This window comes from Streptomyces sp. NPDC001222, from assembly GCF_042896945.1.
GTDB classification, from domain to species: domain Bacteria; phylum Actinomycetota; class Actinomycetes; order Streptomycetales; family Streptomycetaceae; genus Streptomyces; species Streptomyces gibsoniae.
Window position 1 is genome coordinate 72,910 of the sequence record NZ_JBIAXT010000017.1, and the last position, 15,103, is coordinate 88,012.

Sequence of the window (15,103 nt, forward strand, 5' to 3'; positions counted from 1 at the left end):
CCTACAACGCGTTCAGGGCGGTGTCGACATGACCGAAGACCTGGAGTCCCGGCACGTGGTGACGGTGGACCTCGACGGGGTCACCGACAAGGCCGCGTTCATGGAGCGGATCGGGCTCGCCCTGGAGCTCCCGGACTGGTTCGGCCGTAACTGGGACGCCCTCGCCGACTCGCTGACCGACCTCACCGTCTGGCCCGCCGATGCCGTGGAGCGGGGCCTGCTGCTGGTGGTCCAGGGCTGGCGGGCGTACGCGAAGGAGCGGCCCGAGGAGTGGCGGATCGCCGAGGAGGTGTTCTCCGAGGCCGTGGACGGTACCCCGGAGCTGACCGTGGCGCTCGCGCTTGGAGGATCCCACTAACCCGCTCTGACCTGCCTGGATGATCTGTCCGGGGACTCTGCTGCGCCGGGCATGGGACAATGAAGTACGTGCTCTTCCCCCTGGCTGTCCTGTCCGGGGGCCGCCTTTGATCGACTGGGATGTGCAGCACGTGCGTTTCCTGAATGACATCCAGCCTGCCTACGACCTGACGTACGACGACGTGTTCATGGTGCCGAGCCGCTCCGCGGTCGGCTCCCGGCAGGGTGTGGACCTCTCCTCCCCGGACGGCTCGGGTACGACCATCCCGCTGGTCGTCGCCAACATGACCGCGATCGCCGGCCGCCGCATGGCGGAGACGGTGGCCCGGCGCGGGGGACTGGTCGTCATTCCGCAGGACATCCCCATCGACGTGGTCACCGACGTCGTCTCCTGGGTCAAGAGCCGCCACCTGGTGCTGGACACCCCGATCGTGCTCGCCCCGCACCAGACCGTCGCCGACGCCCTGGCGCTGCTGTCCAAGCGCGCGCACAACGCGGGTGTCGTCGTCGACGGGGAGCACCGGCCGATCGGCGTGGTCACCGACGCGGACCTCTCCGGCGTGGACCGCTTCACCCAGCTCGAAGTGGTCATGTCCAAGGACCTGTTGCTGCTCGACGCCGGTATCGACCCCCGTGAGGCGTTCAACACCCTCGACGGCGCCAACCGCCGTTACGCGCCCGCCGTGGACGAGGACGGCAAGCTCGCCGGCATCCTCACCCGCAAGGGCGCCCTGCGGGCCACGCTCTACACGCCGGCCACCGACGCGAACGGCCGACTGCGCATCGCCGCCGCCGTCGGCATCAACGGCGACGTCGCCGGCAAGGCCAAGCAGCTGCTCGACGCGGGCGTCGACACCCTCGTGATCGACACCGCGCACGGCCACCAGGAGTCGATGATCAGCGCCATCAGGACCGTGCGGGCGCTGGACCCGCAGGTGCCTCTGGTGGCGGGCAACATCGTCGCCGCCGAGGGCGTGCGTGATCTGATCGAGGCCGGCGCGGACATCGTCAAGGTCGGTGTGGGCCCCGGCGCCATGTGCACCACGCGGATGATGACCGGCGTCGGCCGGCCCCAGTTCTCGGCGGTGCTGGAGTGCGCGGCCGAGGCACGGAAGTACGGCAAGCACGTGTGGGCCGACGGCGGTGTCCGCCACCCGCGCGACGTCGCCATGGCACTGGCGGCCGGTGCCTCCAACGTGATGATCGGCTCCTGGTTCGCGGGCACCTACGAGTCCCCGGGCGATCTGCAGCAGGACGCGGGCGGCCGGCTCTACAAGGAGTCGTTCGGCATGGCGTCGGCGCGCGCGGTCCGCAACCGCACGTCGGAGGAGTCGTCGTACGACCGGGCCCGCAAGGCGCTGTTCGAGGAGGGCATCTCGACCTCCCGGATGTTCCTCGACCCGGGCCGCCCGGGCGTCGAGGACCTGATCGACTCGATCATCGCGGGCGTCCGCTCCTCCTGCACCTACGCGGGCGCCGACTCCCTGGAGGAGTTCGCCGAGCGGGCCGTCGTGGGCATCCAGAGCGCGGCGGGCTACGCGGAGGGCAAGCCGCTGCACGCCAGCTGGAGCTGACCCCCGTCGCCTCGGCGATGTGACCTGGTCGCCTCGGCCGTACGGCCCCTGTTCCCCCTCCGGGCGGAACGGGGGCCGTAGCCGTGTCCGGACGCGTTCGCGCGGCTCGGTTGCACACATCGCAAACATCCGAAGGTCCCGCGCAACAAACGTCCATGACATCCCGATGAACGCAAGGATCTTGCGACAGTGCGCAAGGCTGCTGCATTACGCCCGTGAAGGGCGGACTCATAGGGTCATGCGCTGTACGCGGCGTGGCGAGGACCCCGCTCGGTGGTCCCTGCCTCTGGGTGCCGCCGGTCCCCGCCTGCCCCCGTGACCGGCAGCGATAAGGAGCCGACGCTTGCTCGACCAAGGCGCACCCCCGCAGTCCCCCAGTCATCCAGCCCCGCCGCCCCCCGGCCTCGGCGCGCGGCTGATGCGCCGCAAGCCCGTGGAACACCTGGTCGCCGAGGGCGGCCAGGGCGAGGGAGGAACGCTTCGGCGCTCCCTCGGGCTGTGGCAGCTCACCATGATCAGCATCGGAGCCACCCTCGGCACCGGCATCTTCGTGGTCCTCGGCGAGGCCGTCCCCAAGGCCGGTCCGGCCGTGACGCTGTCCTTCGTGATCGCCGGGCTCACCGCGCTGTTCTCCGCCCTGTCCTACGCCGAGCTGGCGGGCACGATCCCGGTCGCCGGATCCTCGTACTCCTATGCGTACGCAACGATGGGCGAGCTGATCGCCTGGATCTGCGGCTGGTGTCTGGTCCTGGAGTACGGCGTCTCGGTCGCCGCCGTCGCGGTGGGCTGGGGCCAGTACCTCAACGAGTTGCTGGACGGCACCATCGGCGTCACCATCCCGGCCGTGCTGTCCGCGCCGCCCGGTGACGGCGGCATCTTCAACCTGCCCGCGCTGATCGTCGTGCTGCTGGCCATGGCGTTCCTGCTCGGCGGTGCCCGGGAGTCGGCGCGCGCCAACACGATCATGGTCTGTGTGAAGATCGCCGCGCTGCTGCTGTTCTGTCTCATCGGCATCCAGGGCTTCCGCTCCGGCAACTACGCGAACTTCATGCCGCTCGGCATGGCCGGGGTCAGTGCCGCCGGGGCCACGCTCTTCTTCTCGTACATCGGCTTCGACGCGGCCTCCACGGCCGGCGAGGAGGCCAAGAACGCGCAGCGCGACCTGCCCCGCGCGATCATGCTGTCGCTGGTCATCGTGACGGCGCTGTACGTCGTCGTCGCGGCGGTCGCCGTGGGCGCGAAGCCCTGGCGGCGGTTCAACGACTCCGAGGCGGCGCTCGCCCAGATCATGAAGGACGTCACGGGACAGACCTTCTGGGGCACGCTGCTGGCGGCCTGCGCGGTCATCGCCATCGCGAGCGTCGTGCTGACCGTGCTCTACGGCCAGACGCGCATCCTCTTCGCGATGTCCCGCGACGGCCTGGTGCCGAAGGTGTTCTCGCGGGTGCACCCCCGGACCGGCACGCCGCGCGCCAACACCGTCATCGTCTCCGTCTTCTGCGGTGTCCTCGCCGCCGCGATCCCGCTCGGCCAGCTGGCCGACGCCACCAGCATCGGCACGCTGTTCGCCTTCGCGCTGGTCAATATCGCGGTCGTGGTGCTGCGCCGGACCCGTCCGCAGATGCCCCGTACCTTCCGGGTGCCGCTGTCGCCGGTGCTGCCCGCCCTGGGCTTCGCCCTCTGCGTGTGGATGATGGGCAGTCTCTCGGCCGTCACCTGGGTGGTGTTCGGAGTCTGGATGGCCGTCGGGCTCGTGTTCTACTTCGTGTATGGCCACCGGCGATCCCGGCTGGCCGCCGCGGAGCCCGCGGCGCCCGCAGCCACCGTAGAGAAGTGAACCACCCGCCTTGCTGAACGATCTCGACGAACGCATCGTCCACGCCCTCGCCGAGGACGCCCGCCGCTCCTACGCGGACATCGGGCAACTGGTCGGCCTGTCCGCGCCCGCCGTGAAGCGGCGGGTGGACCGGCTGCGCGCGACCGGCGCCATCACCGGGTTCACCGTCCGGGTCGACCCCGGGGCGCTCGGCTGGGAGACCGAGGGGTTCGTCGAGATCTACTGCCGGCGCAACACGTCCCCGGAGACCATCCAGCGGGGGCTGGAGCGCTACCAGGAGGTCGTGGCCGCCTCCACCGTCACCGGTGAGGCGGACGCGATCGCCCAGGTCTTCGCCTCCGACATGCGCCACTTCGAGCGCGTGCTGGAGCGGATCGCCGGGGAGCCGTTCGTGGAGCGCACGAAGTCCGTGCTGGTGTTGTCGCCCCTGCTGCGCCGGTTCTCGTCGGGATCGCCCACCTGAGCCGTCCCCTCGAAGACGCCGGCCGAGCCGCGCCCTACTTCGCGGTCTTCCGGGCCAGCGCGTTGTTCCCGATCGAGTTGTGCACGCTGAAGCTCACGGCGTCCGAGCGGTAGCGGTCGTCCGACCACTCCACCGGGCGCCCCTCGCGGGTGGTGGTGACCCGGCGGACCCGCAGCAGCGGGCCGGCCCGGCGGACACCGAGCAGCTCGGCGTCCTGGGCGCCCGCCGCGACGGCGTCGATGATGTGCTCGCCGTACGCGAACACCACGCCCGTGTCCTCGTAGAGCCGCTGGGTGACGGAGGGGCAGTCCGACTCGATGGAGTGCACCGCGGGGGAGATCCAGTCGGCGTACACCGTGCGTTCCAGGAGCACGGGCTCGCCGTCCAGCCCGCGCACCCGCAGGACGTGCAACACCGGTGTGCGCTCCGGCAGATGAAGCCGTACCGCGTCCTCCTTGGTCGCCGGCCGGTACTCCTGCGCCACGACGTGCCCGGTGGCCTCCCGGCCCATGGCGCGGGCCCACTCGGCGAAGCTGCGCAGCTCCGCGAAGCTCTGGCTGCGCCGGCTGGCCAGCACCACCCGGCGGGCGCCCTGCCGGGACCCGATGAGCCCCTCGGCGGTCAGGGCCGCGACCGCCTGGCGGACCGTGCCGCGGGAGACGCCGTAGTGGGCCGCGAGGTCCGACTCGGTGGGCAGCAGACTGCCCACTGTGTACTCCTCGCGGTCGATCGCCCGCCGCAGTTCGTCGGCGATCTCCTCGTGTCGCGCCGCCATGCTTCCCCTCTGAGTTGATTGCTGTTCACAGCATGGCCAGCCTAATCGAGACCTGGGCGTGATCTTCCCTCGTCGGGATTGTGCAGGCAAGAAGGGTCCAGGGTTTCTCAGGCGTTTACGAAAAAGACACCAGCGGCGGGCGTACTAGGGGCAACTTGTTCAGACAAGTTGAACAAGCCCTCCCGCCCTCAGCTTCACCGCTCGCGTGTACTCCTGGAGAGACAGTGACCGTGTTCCTGCCGAGAACCGCCGTCCTGACCGGTGGCCTTGCCGTCGCCGCAGCACTCGCCCTCAGCGCCTGTGGCGCAGCCCCCGACAACGCGTCCACCGCGACAGACGGCAAGAGCGCGGCCACCGCGACCTCCGCCGCCGACCTCGGCGGCCTCGACGCCCTCGTGAAGGCGGCCAAGAAGGAGGGCACGCTGCACGCGATCGCCCTGCCCCGCGACTGGGCCAACTACGGCGCCCTGATCGACGGCTTCCAGAAGAAGTACGGCATCAAGGTGCAGGTCGAGAACCCCGACGGCGCCAGCCAGGACGAGATCAACGCCGTCACCTCCCGCAAGGGCCAGGACCGCGCCCCCGACGTCCTCGACCTCGGCAGCTCCTTCGCGCTGAGCGCCGCCCAGCAGGGTCTGCTCGCGCCCTACAAGGTCACGGCGTACAACGACATCCCCGCCGTGCAGAAGGACCCGCAGGCCCGCTGGTACAACGACTACGGCGGCTACATCTCCATCGGCTGCGACGCCAAGCGCGTCAAGGAGTGCCCCACCACCTTCAAGGACCTCCTCAAGCCGCAGTACAAGGGCCAGGTCGCCCTCAACGGCAACCCCACCAAGTCCGGTTCCGCCTTCGGCGGCGTCTACGCGGCCGCGCTCGCGAACGGCGGCTCCTTCGACAACATCCAGGCCGGCCTCGACTTCTTCGCCAAGCTGAAGAAGAGCGGCAACTACACGCCCGTCGAGTCGACCCCGGCCACCGTCGAAAAGGGCGAGACCCCGATCAGCATCGACTGGGACTACCTGAACGCCGGCTACGCCGACGAGTTCAAGTCCAAGGGCCTGGACTGGAAGGTCGCCGTTCCGAGCGACGGCGCGTACGCCCAGTACTACTCGCAGGCCATCAACAAGGAGGCCCCGCACCCGGCGGCCGCCCGTCTGTGGCAGGAGTACCTCTACAGCGCCGAGGGCCAGAACCTCTGGCTCAAGGGCTACGCCCGCCCGGCCCTGATGACCGCCATGGAGGCGGCCGGCACGCTCGACAAGACCGCCGCGGCCAAGCTCCCGCAGGTCACCGGCACGCCGTCCTTCCCGACGGAGGCCCAGCAGAGCAAGGCCAAGACGGCCATCGCTCAGGGCTGGGGCAAGGCCGTCTCCGGATGACCGCCGTTCTCACCGAGACCGAGGTGGCGCCCGCCGCTGCTCAGCAGCAGCGGCGGCGCCGCGTCTCCGGCTCGCTCGCCGTCCTGCCGCTGCTCGTCTTCACGGCCGTCGCCTTCGGCGTGCCCGCGCTGGCCATGCTCAACGGCGCCTTCAGCGTCAAGGACCCGACGACGGGCGCCACGTCCTACGGCACGGCCAACCTGACCGTGTCCCTGCACGGCGCCTACCTCACGGCCCTGCTCGGCAGCGTGAAGCTGTCCGCCGTCTGCGCCGCCCTCGGCACCGTCCTCGGGCTGCTCCTCGCCCAGGCCGTGGTGACCTCCCGCTTCCGCGCCCTGCGCGAGGCCGTGCTCACCGCGTCCGGCGTCCTCGCCAACTTCGGCGGCGTCCCGCTGGCCTTCGCCTTCGTGGCCACCCTCGGCAACTCCGGTGTGGTGACCCGCCGTCTGGACCTCACCGACCAGGGCTGGAACCTGTACAGCTTCTGGGGCCTGGTGATCGTGTACCTGTACTTCCTGATCCCGCTGATGGTCCTCACCATCACCCCGGCGCTGGAAGGCCTGCGCATCCAGTGGCGGGAGGCCGCGCAGAACAACGGCGCCACCACCGTCCAGTACTGGCGCCATGTGGCCCTGCCCGTGCTCCTGCCCTCGCTGCTCGGCGGACTCGTGCTGCTGTTCGGCAGCGCCTTCTCCGCGTACGCCACGGCGGCGGCCATGGTGGGCAGCGCGGTGCCGCTGGTGACGCTGCAGATCGCGGACGCCCTCTCCGGCAACGTCCTGGTCGGCCAGGAGAACGTGGCGCTCGCCCTCAGCCTCGACATGGTCCTCGTCGCGGGCCTGGTCATGGCCGTGTACCTGCCCCTGCAACGACGGAGTGCGCGATGGCTCGCCTGAACCTGTGGCGCTGGGGCGTCCTCACCCTTGCCGGTCTGTACTTCCTGGTCCCGCTCGCCGCCTCCGTGATCTTCACGGTGGACGTGCCCGGCCAGGGGGTCAACGTCGACGCCTACCGGCAGATCGTCTCCACCCCCGGCTTCGGCTCAGGCCTGCTGCTGTCGCTGGAACTGGCCGCCGCCACCATCGTCGTGGTGCTGCTGCTGATGGTGCCCGCCACCGTCGCCCTGCGGCTGGACGCCTCCAGGCTGCGGCCGGTCGTCGAGGTGGTCTGCTCGCTGCCGCTGGTCGTCCCGCCGATCGCGTTCGTCGCGGGCATCGCCACGGTCCTGAAGTGGGGGCCCGACTATCTCTCCCGCACACCGCTGTTCGAGACGTTCGTGGCGATCCAGAACCCGGACTTCCCCGTGGTGCTCGTCCTCGCCTACGTCGTGATGGCGCTGCCGTTCGTGTACCGGGCCCTGGACGCGGGCCTGCGCGCCATCGACGTGCGCACCCTGATGGAGGCCGCGCGCAGCTGCGGGGCGAGCCGGACCCAGGCGCTGGTCCAGGCGGTGCTGCCGAATCTGCGCGGCGCGCTGCTGAACGCCTCCTTCCTCACGCTGGCGCTCGTCCTCGGCGAGTTCACCGTCGCCCAGCTGCTGGGCTTCACCCCCTTCGCCGTGTGGATCTACAGCGTCGGCGGCTCCCAGGCCCAGCTGTCCGTCGCCGTCTCCGTGCTCAGCCTGCTCGTCACCTGGGCCCTGCTCCTCTCGCTCGCCGTCTTCGGCGGGCGCTCCCGAACCGCCGCCAAGGGATGAACCACATGACCCTCGACCAGGCCGCCCCGACCGCTGCGGCCGAATCCCGCGACAACGCCGCCACCGTCGAATTCCGCGCCCTGCGCCGGGAGTTCGGCCCCACCGTGGCCCTCGACGGACTCGACCTCACCGTCCGGCCCGGCGAACTCCTCGCCCTGCTGGGCCCCTCCGGCTGCGGCAAGACCACCGCGCTGCGGATGCTCGCGGGATTCGAGCACCCCGACTCCGGGGCGGTGCTCGTCGACGGTGAGGACGTCACCCGCGTCCCGGCGCACCGCCGCGACGCCGGGATGGTCTTCCAGTCGTACAGCCTCTTCCCGCATCTGACCGTGCTCGACAACGTGGCGTTCGGGCTGCGCATGCGCAAGGTGCGCACCGCGCAGCGGCGCGCCCGCGCCGCCGAGCTGCTCGATCTGGTCGGCCTCGGGGACAAGGGCGAGCGCTTCCCGCACCAGCTCTCCGGCGGACAGCAGCAGCGCGTCGCCCTGGCCCGGGCGCTCGCCCTGCGCCCGCGGGTCCTGCTGCTCGACGAGCCGCTCTCCGCGCTCGACGCCAAGGTGCGGCTCACCCTGCGCGAGGAGATCCGCCGCCTTCAGCAGGAACTCGGCATCACCACCCTGTTCGTCACCCACGACCAGGAGGAGGCCCTTTCCATGGCGGACCGGGTCGCGGTGATGCGCGCCGGCCGGCTCGAACAGTGCGCCGAACCGGCCGAGTTGTACGGGCGTCCGGCCACCGCCTTCGTGGCCGAGTTCGTCGGCACGATGAGCCGGATCCCGGGCCGGCTGAACTCGGACACCGTCGAGGTGCTCGGCCAGCGGCTCCCCGTCGACGGGGACGCGCCCGCCGTGACCGAGGTGGATGTGCTGGTGCGCCCCGAGTCGGTCCGGGTGACCGCGGACGACAAGGCGGAGGCGCGCGTGGTCGCCACCGCGTTCCTCGGTGCCACGGTCCGGCTGACCGTGCGTCTCGCCGACGCCACCGAGGTGAAGGCCGACCTGCCGGCGCACGACGCGGCCGGACTCGGCGCCGGTGCCGCCGTGACGGTGACGCTGCCGGAGCGCCCGGTGCTGGTCGCCGAACGCCTCCGCTGAGGCCCGCCGTTCCCGTCCGCATGCCGTGCATGCCTTACTCCCCCCACACAGGAAAGAGAGAACCGTGACCCGACTCCCGCTCCAGGCCGTCCTGTTCGACATGGACGGCACCCTCGTCGACACCGAGCGACTGTGGTGGGAGGCGGTGGAGCGGGTCGCGGCCGGACTCGGCCGGACACTGGACGACGACGATCAGCCGGAGGTGCTCGGCCGCCCCGTCGAGCACACGGCCGACTGGCTGGCCTCGCTCACCGGCGCCCCGGCCGCCGATGTCGCCGCGGAGCTGCACCGTGAGTTCGCCGACCGGGTCCGGGACGGGGTCGTGCCCCGCCCGGGCGCGCTCGGGCTGCTGGACGCCCTCGCCCGCGACGGCGTCCCCACCGCGCTGGTGACCGCCTCCCCCAGGGCCGTCACCGACACCGTCCTGCAGGCGCTGGGCGCCGAACGCTTCGCGGTCTCCGTCACCGCCGACGACACCGAGCACACCAAGCCCGCGCCCGACCCGTACCTGGCCGCATGCCGCGCGCTGGGTGTGGACCCGGCCGGCTGCGTGGCCGTGGAGGACACCCCGACCGGGGTCGCCTCCGCCGAGGCGGCGGGCTGCGCGGTGCTCGCCGTACCGTCGCTCGCGCCGATCGACGCGGCCCCGGGGCGCACCGTGCTGGCCAGCCTGGAGGAGGTCACGCCCGAGCGGCTGCGGTCCCTGCTGTCGTGCGAACTGAGGGTGATGAGCTGGAACCTGTGGCTCGGCGGCAGCATGGTGGACGACCACCGGGCCAAGCAGCTCAAGACCGTCCTGGAGACGGGGGCCGATGTGGTGGGCCTCCAGGAGACGGCCGGCACGGCAGCCCAGGAGCTGGCCGAGGCGCTCGGCTGGTACCACCACCGGGCCGGGGAGAACCTCGGCGTCATCAGCCGGTACCCGGTCACCGGCCGCTTCGGCGACCCGGAGGTGGGCTTCTACGGCGCGGCGGGCGTCAGGGTGCGCGTCGCCCCGGGGTGCGAGGTCGACGTCTGGACGGCCCACCTGGACTACACGCCGTACGGGCCCTACGAGTCCGTCTTCGACGGACTGCCGGAGGCCGAGCTGATCGCCCATGAGGAGGTGCGGCTCGCACAGATGCGGGACACCCTGCGGCGGATCGACGAGTCGGCCGACGACGGTGTGCCGGTCGTGCTGACCGGCGACTTCAACTGCCCCTCGCACCTGGACTGGCCGGACGTCGCCTGGCCGGTGACCCGGGCCGCCGAGGAGGCGGGCCTGTGCGACTCCTACCGTGCGGCGCACCCGGACCCGGTCCGCGACCCGGGCCACACCTGGTCCCCGATCCACCCTCTGCACGAGGACGGCAGCGGGCGCCCCGAACCGCAGGACCGCATCGACTTCGTGCTGCACCGGGGCCTCACGGTGCTCGACTCCCGCACCGTGGTCACCGGCACCCCCAGCGCCTGGCCCGACGTCGCCGGCAACGACTGGCCCTCGGACCACGCGGCGGTCGTCACCACCTTCGCCGTGTCCCGGAGGCTCTGACTCCGCGTTACCCCGGGCAACCATTGCGGTGGCGTGGTCCTTCCCGTAGGTTGTGGCGCGTTCACTACCGGCGGGTAATACCTGCAGGTCACCCGAGTCCCGCCAGGCACCCGACCGTCCTGTTCCCCCGGGGGAGACCATGCGTTGGCCCTTCGGCCGTCCCACCACGGTTCGCACGCGGATCGTGGCGCTCTCACTGGCTCCGGCGATCGCCCTGCTGATCCTGTGGAGCTTCGCCATGGTGTCGGTGACCGGTGAACTCCGGGCACTGGTCCGGCTCCAGGGCGTCTACGAGGACTTCGGCACGCCCGTCGACACGGCGACCGGCCAGATCCAGATCGAGCGGCGGCTCGCCGCCGCGTATCTGGGCGGGGGCCACCGCAACGGAGCGGCCCTCGATCTGCTGGAGCAGCAGCGCCGCACCGACCGGGCCGTGAACGCCATGCGCACGGTGATCCAGGGCGCGGACCGCAGCCGGCTGTCCGCCGGGCAGCAGCGGGCACTCGACTCCGCGCTCGCCGCCGCGGACAAGCTGGAGCGACTGCGGGAGCGGGTGCTGTCGGGCCGTATCTCCTGGGACGGCGCGGTGTCCGAGTACAGCGCCCTCGTGGAACCCGACTTCGAGGTCCAGTCCGCCCTCACCGCGCTCCAGGCCGGCCGCCTCGCGCGGGAGGCGCAGACCGTCAGCGAGCTGGTCCGGGTACGGGAGTTCGTCTCCCGGGAGGACGCGCTCGTCGCCGGGGCACGCGCCGCGGGGCGGCTGACGGGCGGTCAGTACGAGATGCTCGCGGCCACCGTCGAGGACCGCCGGGTGTTCGAGCGTACCTATGTCCCCGCCCTGCCGTCCGACTCACGGACCCTCTTCGAGCGGTTCCGGCGCGACGATGTGCACCGGGCCCTGACCGCGGGCGAGGACGCCCTGCTGCGGGCGGGCGCCACCGGCGCGGGCCGGGCGGTCGCGGCCGACTCCTGGCGGACGACCACCGACCGGGCCGTGCAGCGCTACATGCTGCTGTGCACCCAGGCGGCCAAGAACTCGGCCGCACGCGGGACGGCGTTCGCCTACCGGGAGCTGGCCAAGGCCGCCGTCGTCGCGGTGGTCGGACTGGCAGCCATGGGTCTGTCGCTCTGGCTGGCGGTGCGCGGCGCCCGGCGGATCTCGCGCCGACTGGAGACCCTGCGGGACGCCGCCGACCTGCTGACGACGCGGCAACTGCCCGAGGTCATGGAACGGTTGAGCGCGGGCGAGGAGGTGGACGCCCAGGTGGCGGCGCCGCCGCTGGCCGAGGGCGAGGCGAGCTCCGACGAGATCGGGCAGGTCGGCCGGGCCTTCAACGCCGCCCGTCGCGCGGCCGTCGAGGCGGCCGTGAAGCAGGCCATGCTCAGGAGCGGGCTCTTCGCCGTGCTGCTCAACATCGCGCGGCGCAACCAGGCGCTCGTCCACCGCCAGTTGAAGCTGGTCGACACGCTGGAGAGGCGTACGGACGACCCGGACGCCCTGGAGGAGCTGTTCCGGATCGACCACCTGACCACCCGTATGCGGCGCAACGCGGAGAGCCTGATCATCCTCTCCGGTGCGGCGCCCGGCCGCCGCTGGCGGCGGCCCGTGCCCGTCGCCGACGTGGTGTCGTCCGCGGTGAGCGAGATCGAGGACTACGCGCGGGTCGTGGTCCCGCCGATGCCGGAGGTCGGGATCGCGGCGGACGCCGTCGCCGACGTCGTGCATCTGCTCGCCGAGCTCCTCGAGAACGCCACCGTGTTCTCGCCGCCCCACACCCGGGTCACCCTGCGCACCGACCGCGTCCGCGGCGACTTCGTCCTGGAGATCGACGACCGCGGCCTCGGTCTCGGCCCCGACCAGCTCGACGCGGCCCACCGCACGCTCACCCGGCCCGACGACTTCGACCCGACCCGCCACGACCGGCTGGGCCTGTACGTGGTGGGCCGGCTCGCCGCCCGGCACGGCATCGAGGTCACCCTGACCCGGTCGCCGTACGGCGGTACGACGGCGGTGGTGCTGCTGCCGGCCGCGGTTCTGGCCGAGGTGGAGGCCGGGACTCCGGCCGCGCCGGACGAGGCGCCCCTGCCGCCCGGCGCTCCGGCCCGGCGGGAGGACGCGCCCGTGCTGGCGCTGCCCGTACGGGGGAGGACGGCGGTGCTCACCCGGGAGCGGGCACCGGAGCCGGAGCGGCGGCCCGCGCGCGAGGCCTCCGACGGTGCGGGCGCGGACGCCCCGGGCACCGGTGGGACGGGCCCCGACGCCCCGGCCCCCGGCCGTCCCGGCTCCGCCGCCCCCACCCTGCCCACCCGGATCCGGCAGAGCTCGCTCGCCCCCGGACTGCGCACCGATGCCCCGGCCGCCGAGGAGGCCCCGGGGCGTGAGGTGAGCGCCGAGGAGGTACGGGCGATCTTCGGTGCCTACCAGCGCGGCCTGAGCCGCGGCCGGATGGGCATCCCCAGCGACACCGGCCCCCACGAGCCCCCCACGGAGCGAACCGACACCGAGGAAGGGACGGACGCCGACGATGCGCCGTGACCAGAGCCCCGAGCACTCCGACGAGGCCGAGCAGCAGCCCGGCACCGATCTGGGCTGGCTGCTCGACGATCTCGTGGCCAGAACCGACCATGTGCGCCAGGCCGTGCTGCTGACCGCGGACGGCCTGCCGCTGAGCCGCTCGGAGGGCATGCCCCGGCGGGACATCGAGCACCTCGCCGCCGTCTCCTCCGGCTTCCACAGCCTGGCCGCCTCGGCAGGGGAGCGGTTCGGCGGCGGGAACGTCCGGCAGACCATGGTGATGCTCGACGACGCGTACCTGTTCATCACCCCGGCCGGGGCCGGCACCCGGATGGCCGTACTGAGCGAGGCCCGCACCGACGTCGGACAGCTGGCGCACGAGATGGCGCTGCTCGTCCGGCGGGTCGGCCGCCATATGGACGCCGCCGTGCGGACGGCCACGGGCCCGGCCGGCTCCTGACCCGCCGTGCCCGACGACGACCACTGGTACGAGGACGAGACCGGGCCGATGGTGCGCCCGTACATGGTGACGCGGGGGCGTACCCGCCCCTCGCACCGGCACACCGTCGACCTGATGTCGCGGATCACCGCCCTGGACACGGAGGACCTGCGCGGGGACGTCGACCATGCCCGGGCGTCCCTGCTCGACCTGGTGCGCCGCGGCCCCCGGCCGGTCGTGGAACTCGCCGCGGACGCCGATCTGCCGCTGACCGTCGTCCGGGTGCTCGTCGGCGACCTCGCGGAGGCCGGACTCGTACGCATCGACGAGCCGCGCTCCGGGCCGGCGGGCGCCCCGGCGGCCGACCCCGAGCTGCTGCGCGAGATCGTGGAGCGGCTGCGCGAGCTGTGAGCCCCGGGGCCGGCGGGCGCGCCCCGCCGGGGCCGGAGCATCCGGGCCACCCGCGCCCCGCCGACCGTGAGGCGGCTCGGGAAGCACGCAACGAATCGCCGGGCGGCCCCCGGTGCACGCAACGATTCGCGCACCGGCGCGCAACGGGTTCTCCTTGTCCGGCCGAGGGCGTCGACCGTACCGTCTAAGCGGCCCCCCAAACCCTTCCGCACCGGTGGAGAACACGCATGCGCACCGCCCTGCTCCAGAGCTCCGGCCGCCCAGGCTCGGTCGTCGAGAACCTCAAGGTGCTCGACGAGGCCGCGGGCCGTGCCGCCGCCGCGGGGGCCCGGCTGCTGATCGCTCCGGAGATGTTCCTCACCGGCTACGCGATCGACGACGCGATCGCCCGGCTCGCCGAGACCGCCGACGGCGACTCCGCCGACGCGATCGCGGACATCGCCTCCCGGCACGGCCTGGCCGTCGCCTACGGCTACCCGGAGCGGGACGGCGACACCGTCTTCAACGCCGCCCAGCTCATCTCCGCCGACGGCACCCGCCTCGCGAACTACCGCAAGACCCACCTCTTCGGCGGCTTCGAGCGCGACCACTTCATCCCGGGCGACCAGCCGGTCGTCCAGGCCGAGCTGGACGGCCTCCGCATCGGCCTGATGATCTGCTACGACGTCGAGTTCCCGGAGAACGTCCGCGCCCACGCCCTGGCCGGCACCGATCTCCTCGTGGTCCCCACGGCCCAGATGCATCCCTTCCAGTTCGTCGCCGAGTCCCTCGTACCGGTGCGGGCCTTCGAGAACCAGATGTACATCGCCTACGTCAACCGGGTCGGTCAGGAAGGGGAGTTCGAGTTCGTCGGGCTGTCCACCCTCGCCGGACCCGACGGGGTCGCCCGCGCCCGGGCCGCCCGCGTCGAGGAACTCGTCCTCGCCGATGTCGACCCCGCGCACCTCGCCGCCTCCCGCGAGGCCAACCCGTACCTCAAGGACCGCCGCCCCGGCCTGTACGGGTCCCTGGTCTGACCCCGCAGCCCTC

Annotated in this window: 14 protein-coding genes; 13 read left to right on the plus strand and 1 reads right to left on the minus strand. The window is 72.3% G+C overall.

Annotated features, from left to right (window positions below; translation table 11 throughout):
- The first annotated feature begins 28 nt into the window (after positions 1–28).
- From ACFY2Z_RS22855 to ACFY2Z_RS22870, 4 genes are all read left to right on the plus strand, one after another.
- Positions 29–358, plus strand: coding sequence for a barstar family protein (locus ACFY2Z_RS22855; RefSeq protein ID WP_390745934.1), 330 nt, complete (start codon positions 29–31; stop codon positions 356–358).
- 130 nt (positions 359–488) lie between these two features.
- A complete protein-coding gene (locus ACFY2Z_RS22860; protein ID WP_390745935.1) occupies positions 489–1,931 on the plus strand; it encodes a GuaB1 family IMP dehydrogenase-related protein in 1,443 nt (480 codons plus the stop codon).
- Positions 1,932–2,274: 343 nt separating this feature from the next.
- Complete coding sequence (locus tag ACFY2Z_RS22865; protein WP_390745936.1) at positions 2,275–3,768, plus strand: amino acid permease; 1,494 nt, start codon at positions 2,275–2,277, stop codon at positions 3,766–3,768.
- A 10-nt stretch (positions 3,769–3,778) separates the two neighbouring features.
- On the plus strand, positions 3,779–4,231 hold the full coding sequence (locus ACFY2Z_RS22870; protein ID WP_263228900.1) for an Lrp/AsnC family transcriptional regulator: 453 nt from the start codon (positions 3,779–3,781) through the stop codon (positions 4,229–4,231).
- A gap of 34 nt (positions 4,232–4,265) precedes the next feature.
- On the opposite strand, the gene ACFY2Z_RS22875 is transcribed toward ACFY2Z_RS22870, so the two are convergent.
- On the minus strand, positions 4,266–5,006 hold the full coding sequence (locus tag ACFY2Z_RS22875; protein WP_390745937.1) for a GntR family transcriptional regulator: 741 nt from the start codon (positions 5,004–5,006) through the stop codon (positions 4,266–4,268).
- A 224-nt stretch (positions 5,007–5,230) separates the two neighbouring features.
- Between ACFY2Z_RS22875 and ACFY2Z_RS22880 the strand changes: the two genes are divergently transcribed.
- From ACFY2Z_RS22880 to ACFY2Z_RS22920, 9 genes are all read left to right on the plus strand, one after another.
- Positions 5,231–6,388, plus strand: coding sequence for an ABC transporter substrate-binding protein (locus ACFY2Z_RS22880; RefSeq protein ID WP_390745938.1), 1,158 nt, complete (start codon positions 5,231–5,233; stop codon positions 6,386–6,388).
- Complete coding sequence (locus tag ACFY2Z_RS22885; protein WP_390745939.1) at positions 6,385–7,284, plus strand: ABC transporter permease; 900 nt, start codon at positions 6,385–6,387, stop codon at positions 7,282–7,284. Before ACFY2Z_RS22880 ends, ACFY2Z_RS22885 begins: the two co-directional genes overlap by 4 nt.
- A complete protein-coding gene (locus tag ACFY2Z_RS22890) occupies positions 7,272–8,084 on the plus strand; it encodes an ABC transporter permease (RefSeq protein ID WP_390745940.1) in 813 nt (270 codons plus the stop codon). The genes ACFY2Z_RS22885 and ACFY2Z_RS22890 overlap by 13 nt, the downstream gene beginning before the upstream one ends.
- 5 nt (positions 8,085–8,089) lie before the next feature.
- Entirely contained in the window at positions 8,090–9,178 is a 1,089-nt protein-coding gene (locus tag ACFY2Z_RS22895) for an ABC transporter ATP-binding protein (RefSeq protein WP_390745941.1), read from the plus strand.
- A gap of 64 nt (positions 9,179–9,242) precedes the next feature.
- Positions 9,243–10,709, plus strand: a complete 1,467-nt coding sequence (locus ACFY2Z_RS22900; protein ID WP_390745942.1) for an HAD-IA family hydrolase — start codon at positions 9,243–9,245, stop codon at positions 10,707–10,709.
- Positions 10,710–10,848: 139 nt separating this feature from the next.
- On the plus strand, positions 10,849–13,245 hold the full coding sequence (locus ACFY2Z_RS22905; RefSeq protein WP_390745943.1) for a nitrate- and nitrite sensing domain-containing protein: 2,397 nt from the start codon (positions 10,849–10,851) through the stop codon (positions 13,243–13,245).
- On the plus strand, positions 13,235–13,684 hold the full coding sequence (locus tag ACFY2Z_RS22910) for a roadblock/LC7 domain-containing protein (protein WP_390745944.1): 450 nt from the start codon (positions 13,235–13,237) through the stop codon (positions 13,682–13,684). The genes ACFY2Z_RS22905 and ACFY2Z_RS22910 overlap by 11 nt, the downstream gene beginning before the upstream one ends.
- A 6-nt stretch (positions 13,685–13,690) precedes the next feature.
- Entirely contained in the window at positions 13,691–14,074 is a 384-nt protein-coding gene (locus ACFY2Z_RS22915) for a DUF742 domain-containing protein (protein WP_390745945.1), read from the plus strand.
- A gap of 227 nt (positions 14,075–14,301) precedes the next feature.
- A complete protein-coding gene (locus ACFY2Z_RS22920) occupies positions 14,302–15,090 on the plus strand; it encodes a carbon-nitrogen hydrolase family protein (RefSeq protein WP_390745946.1) in 789 nt (262 codons plus the stop codon).
- The last annotated feature ends 13 nt before the right edge of the window (positions 15,091–15,103 follow it).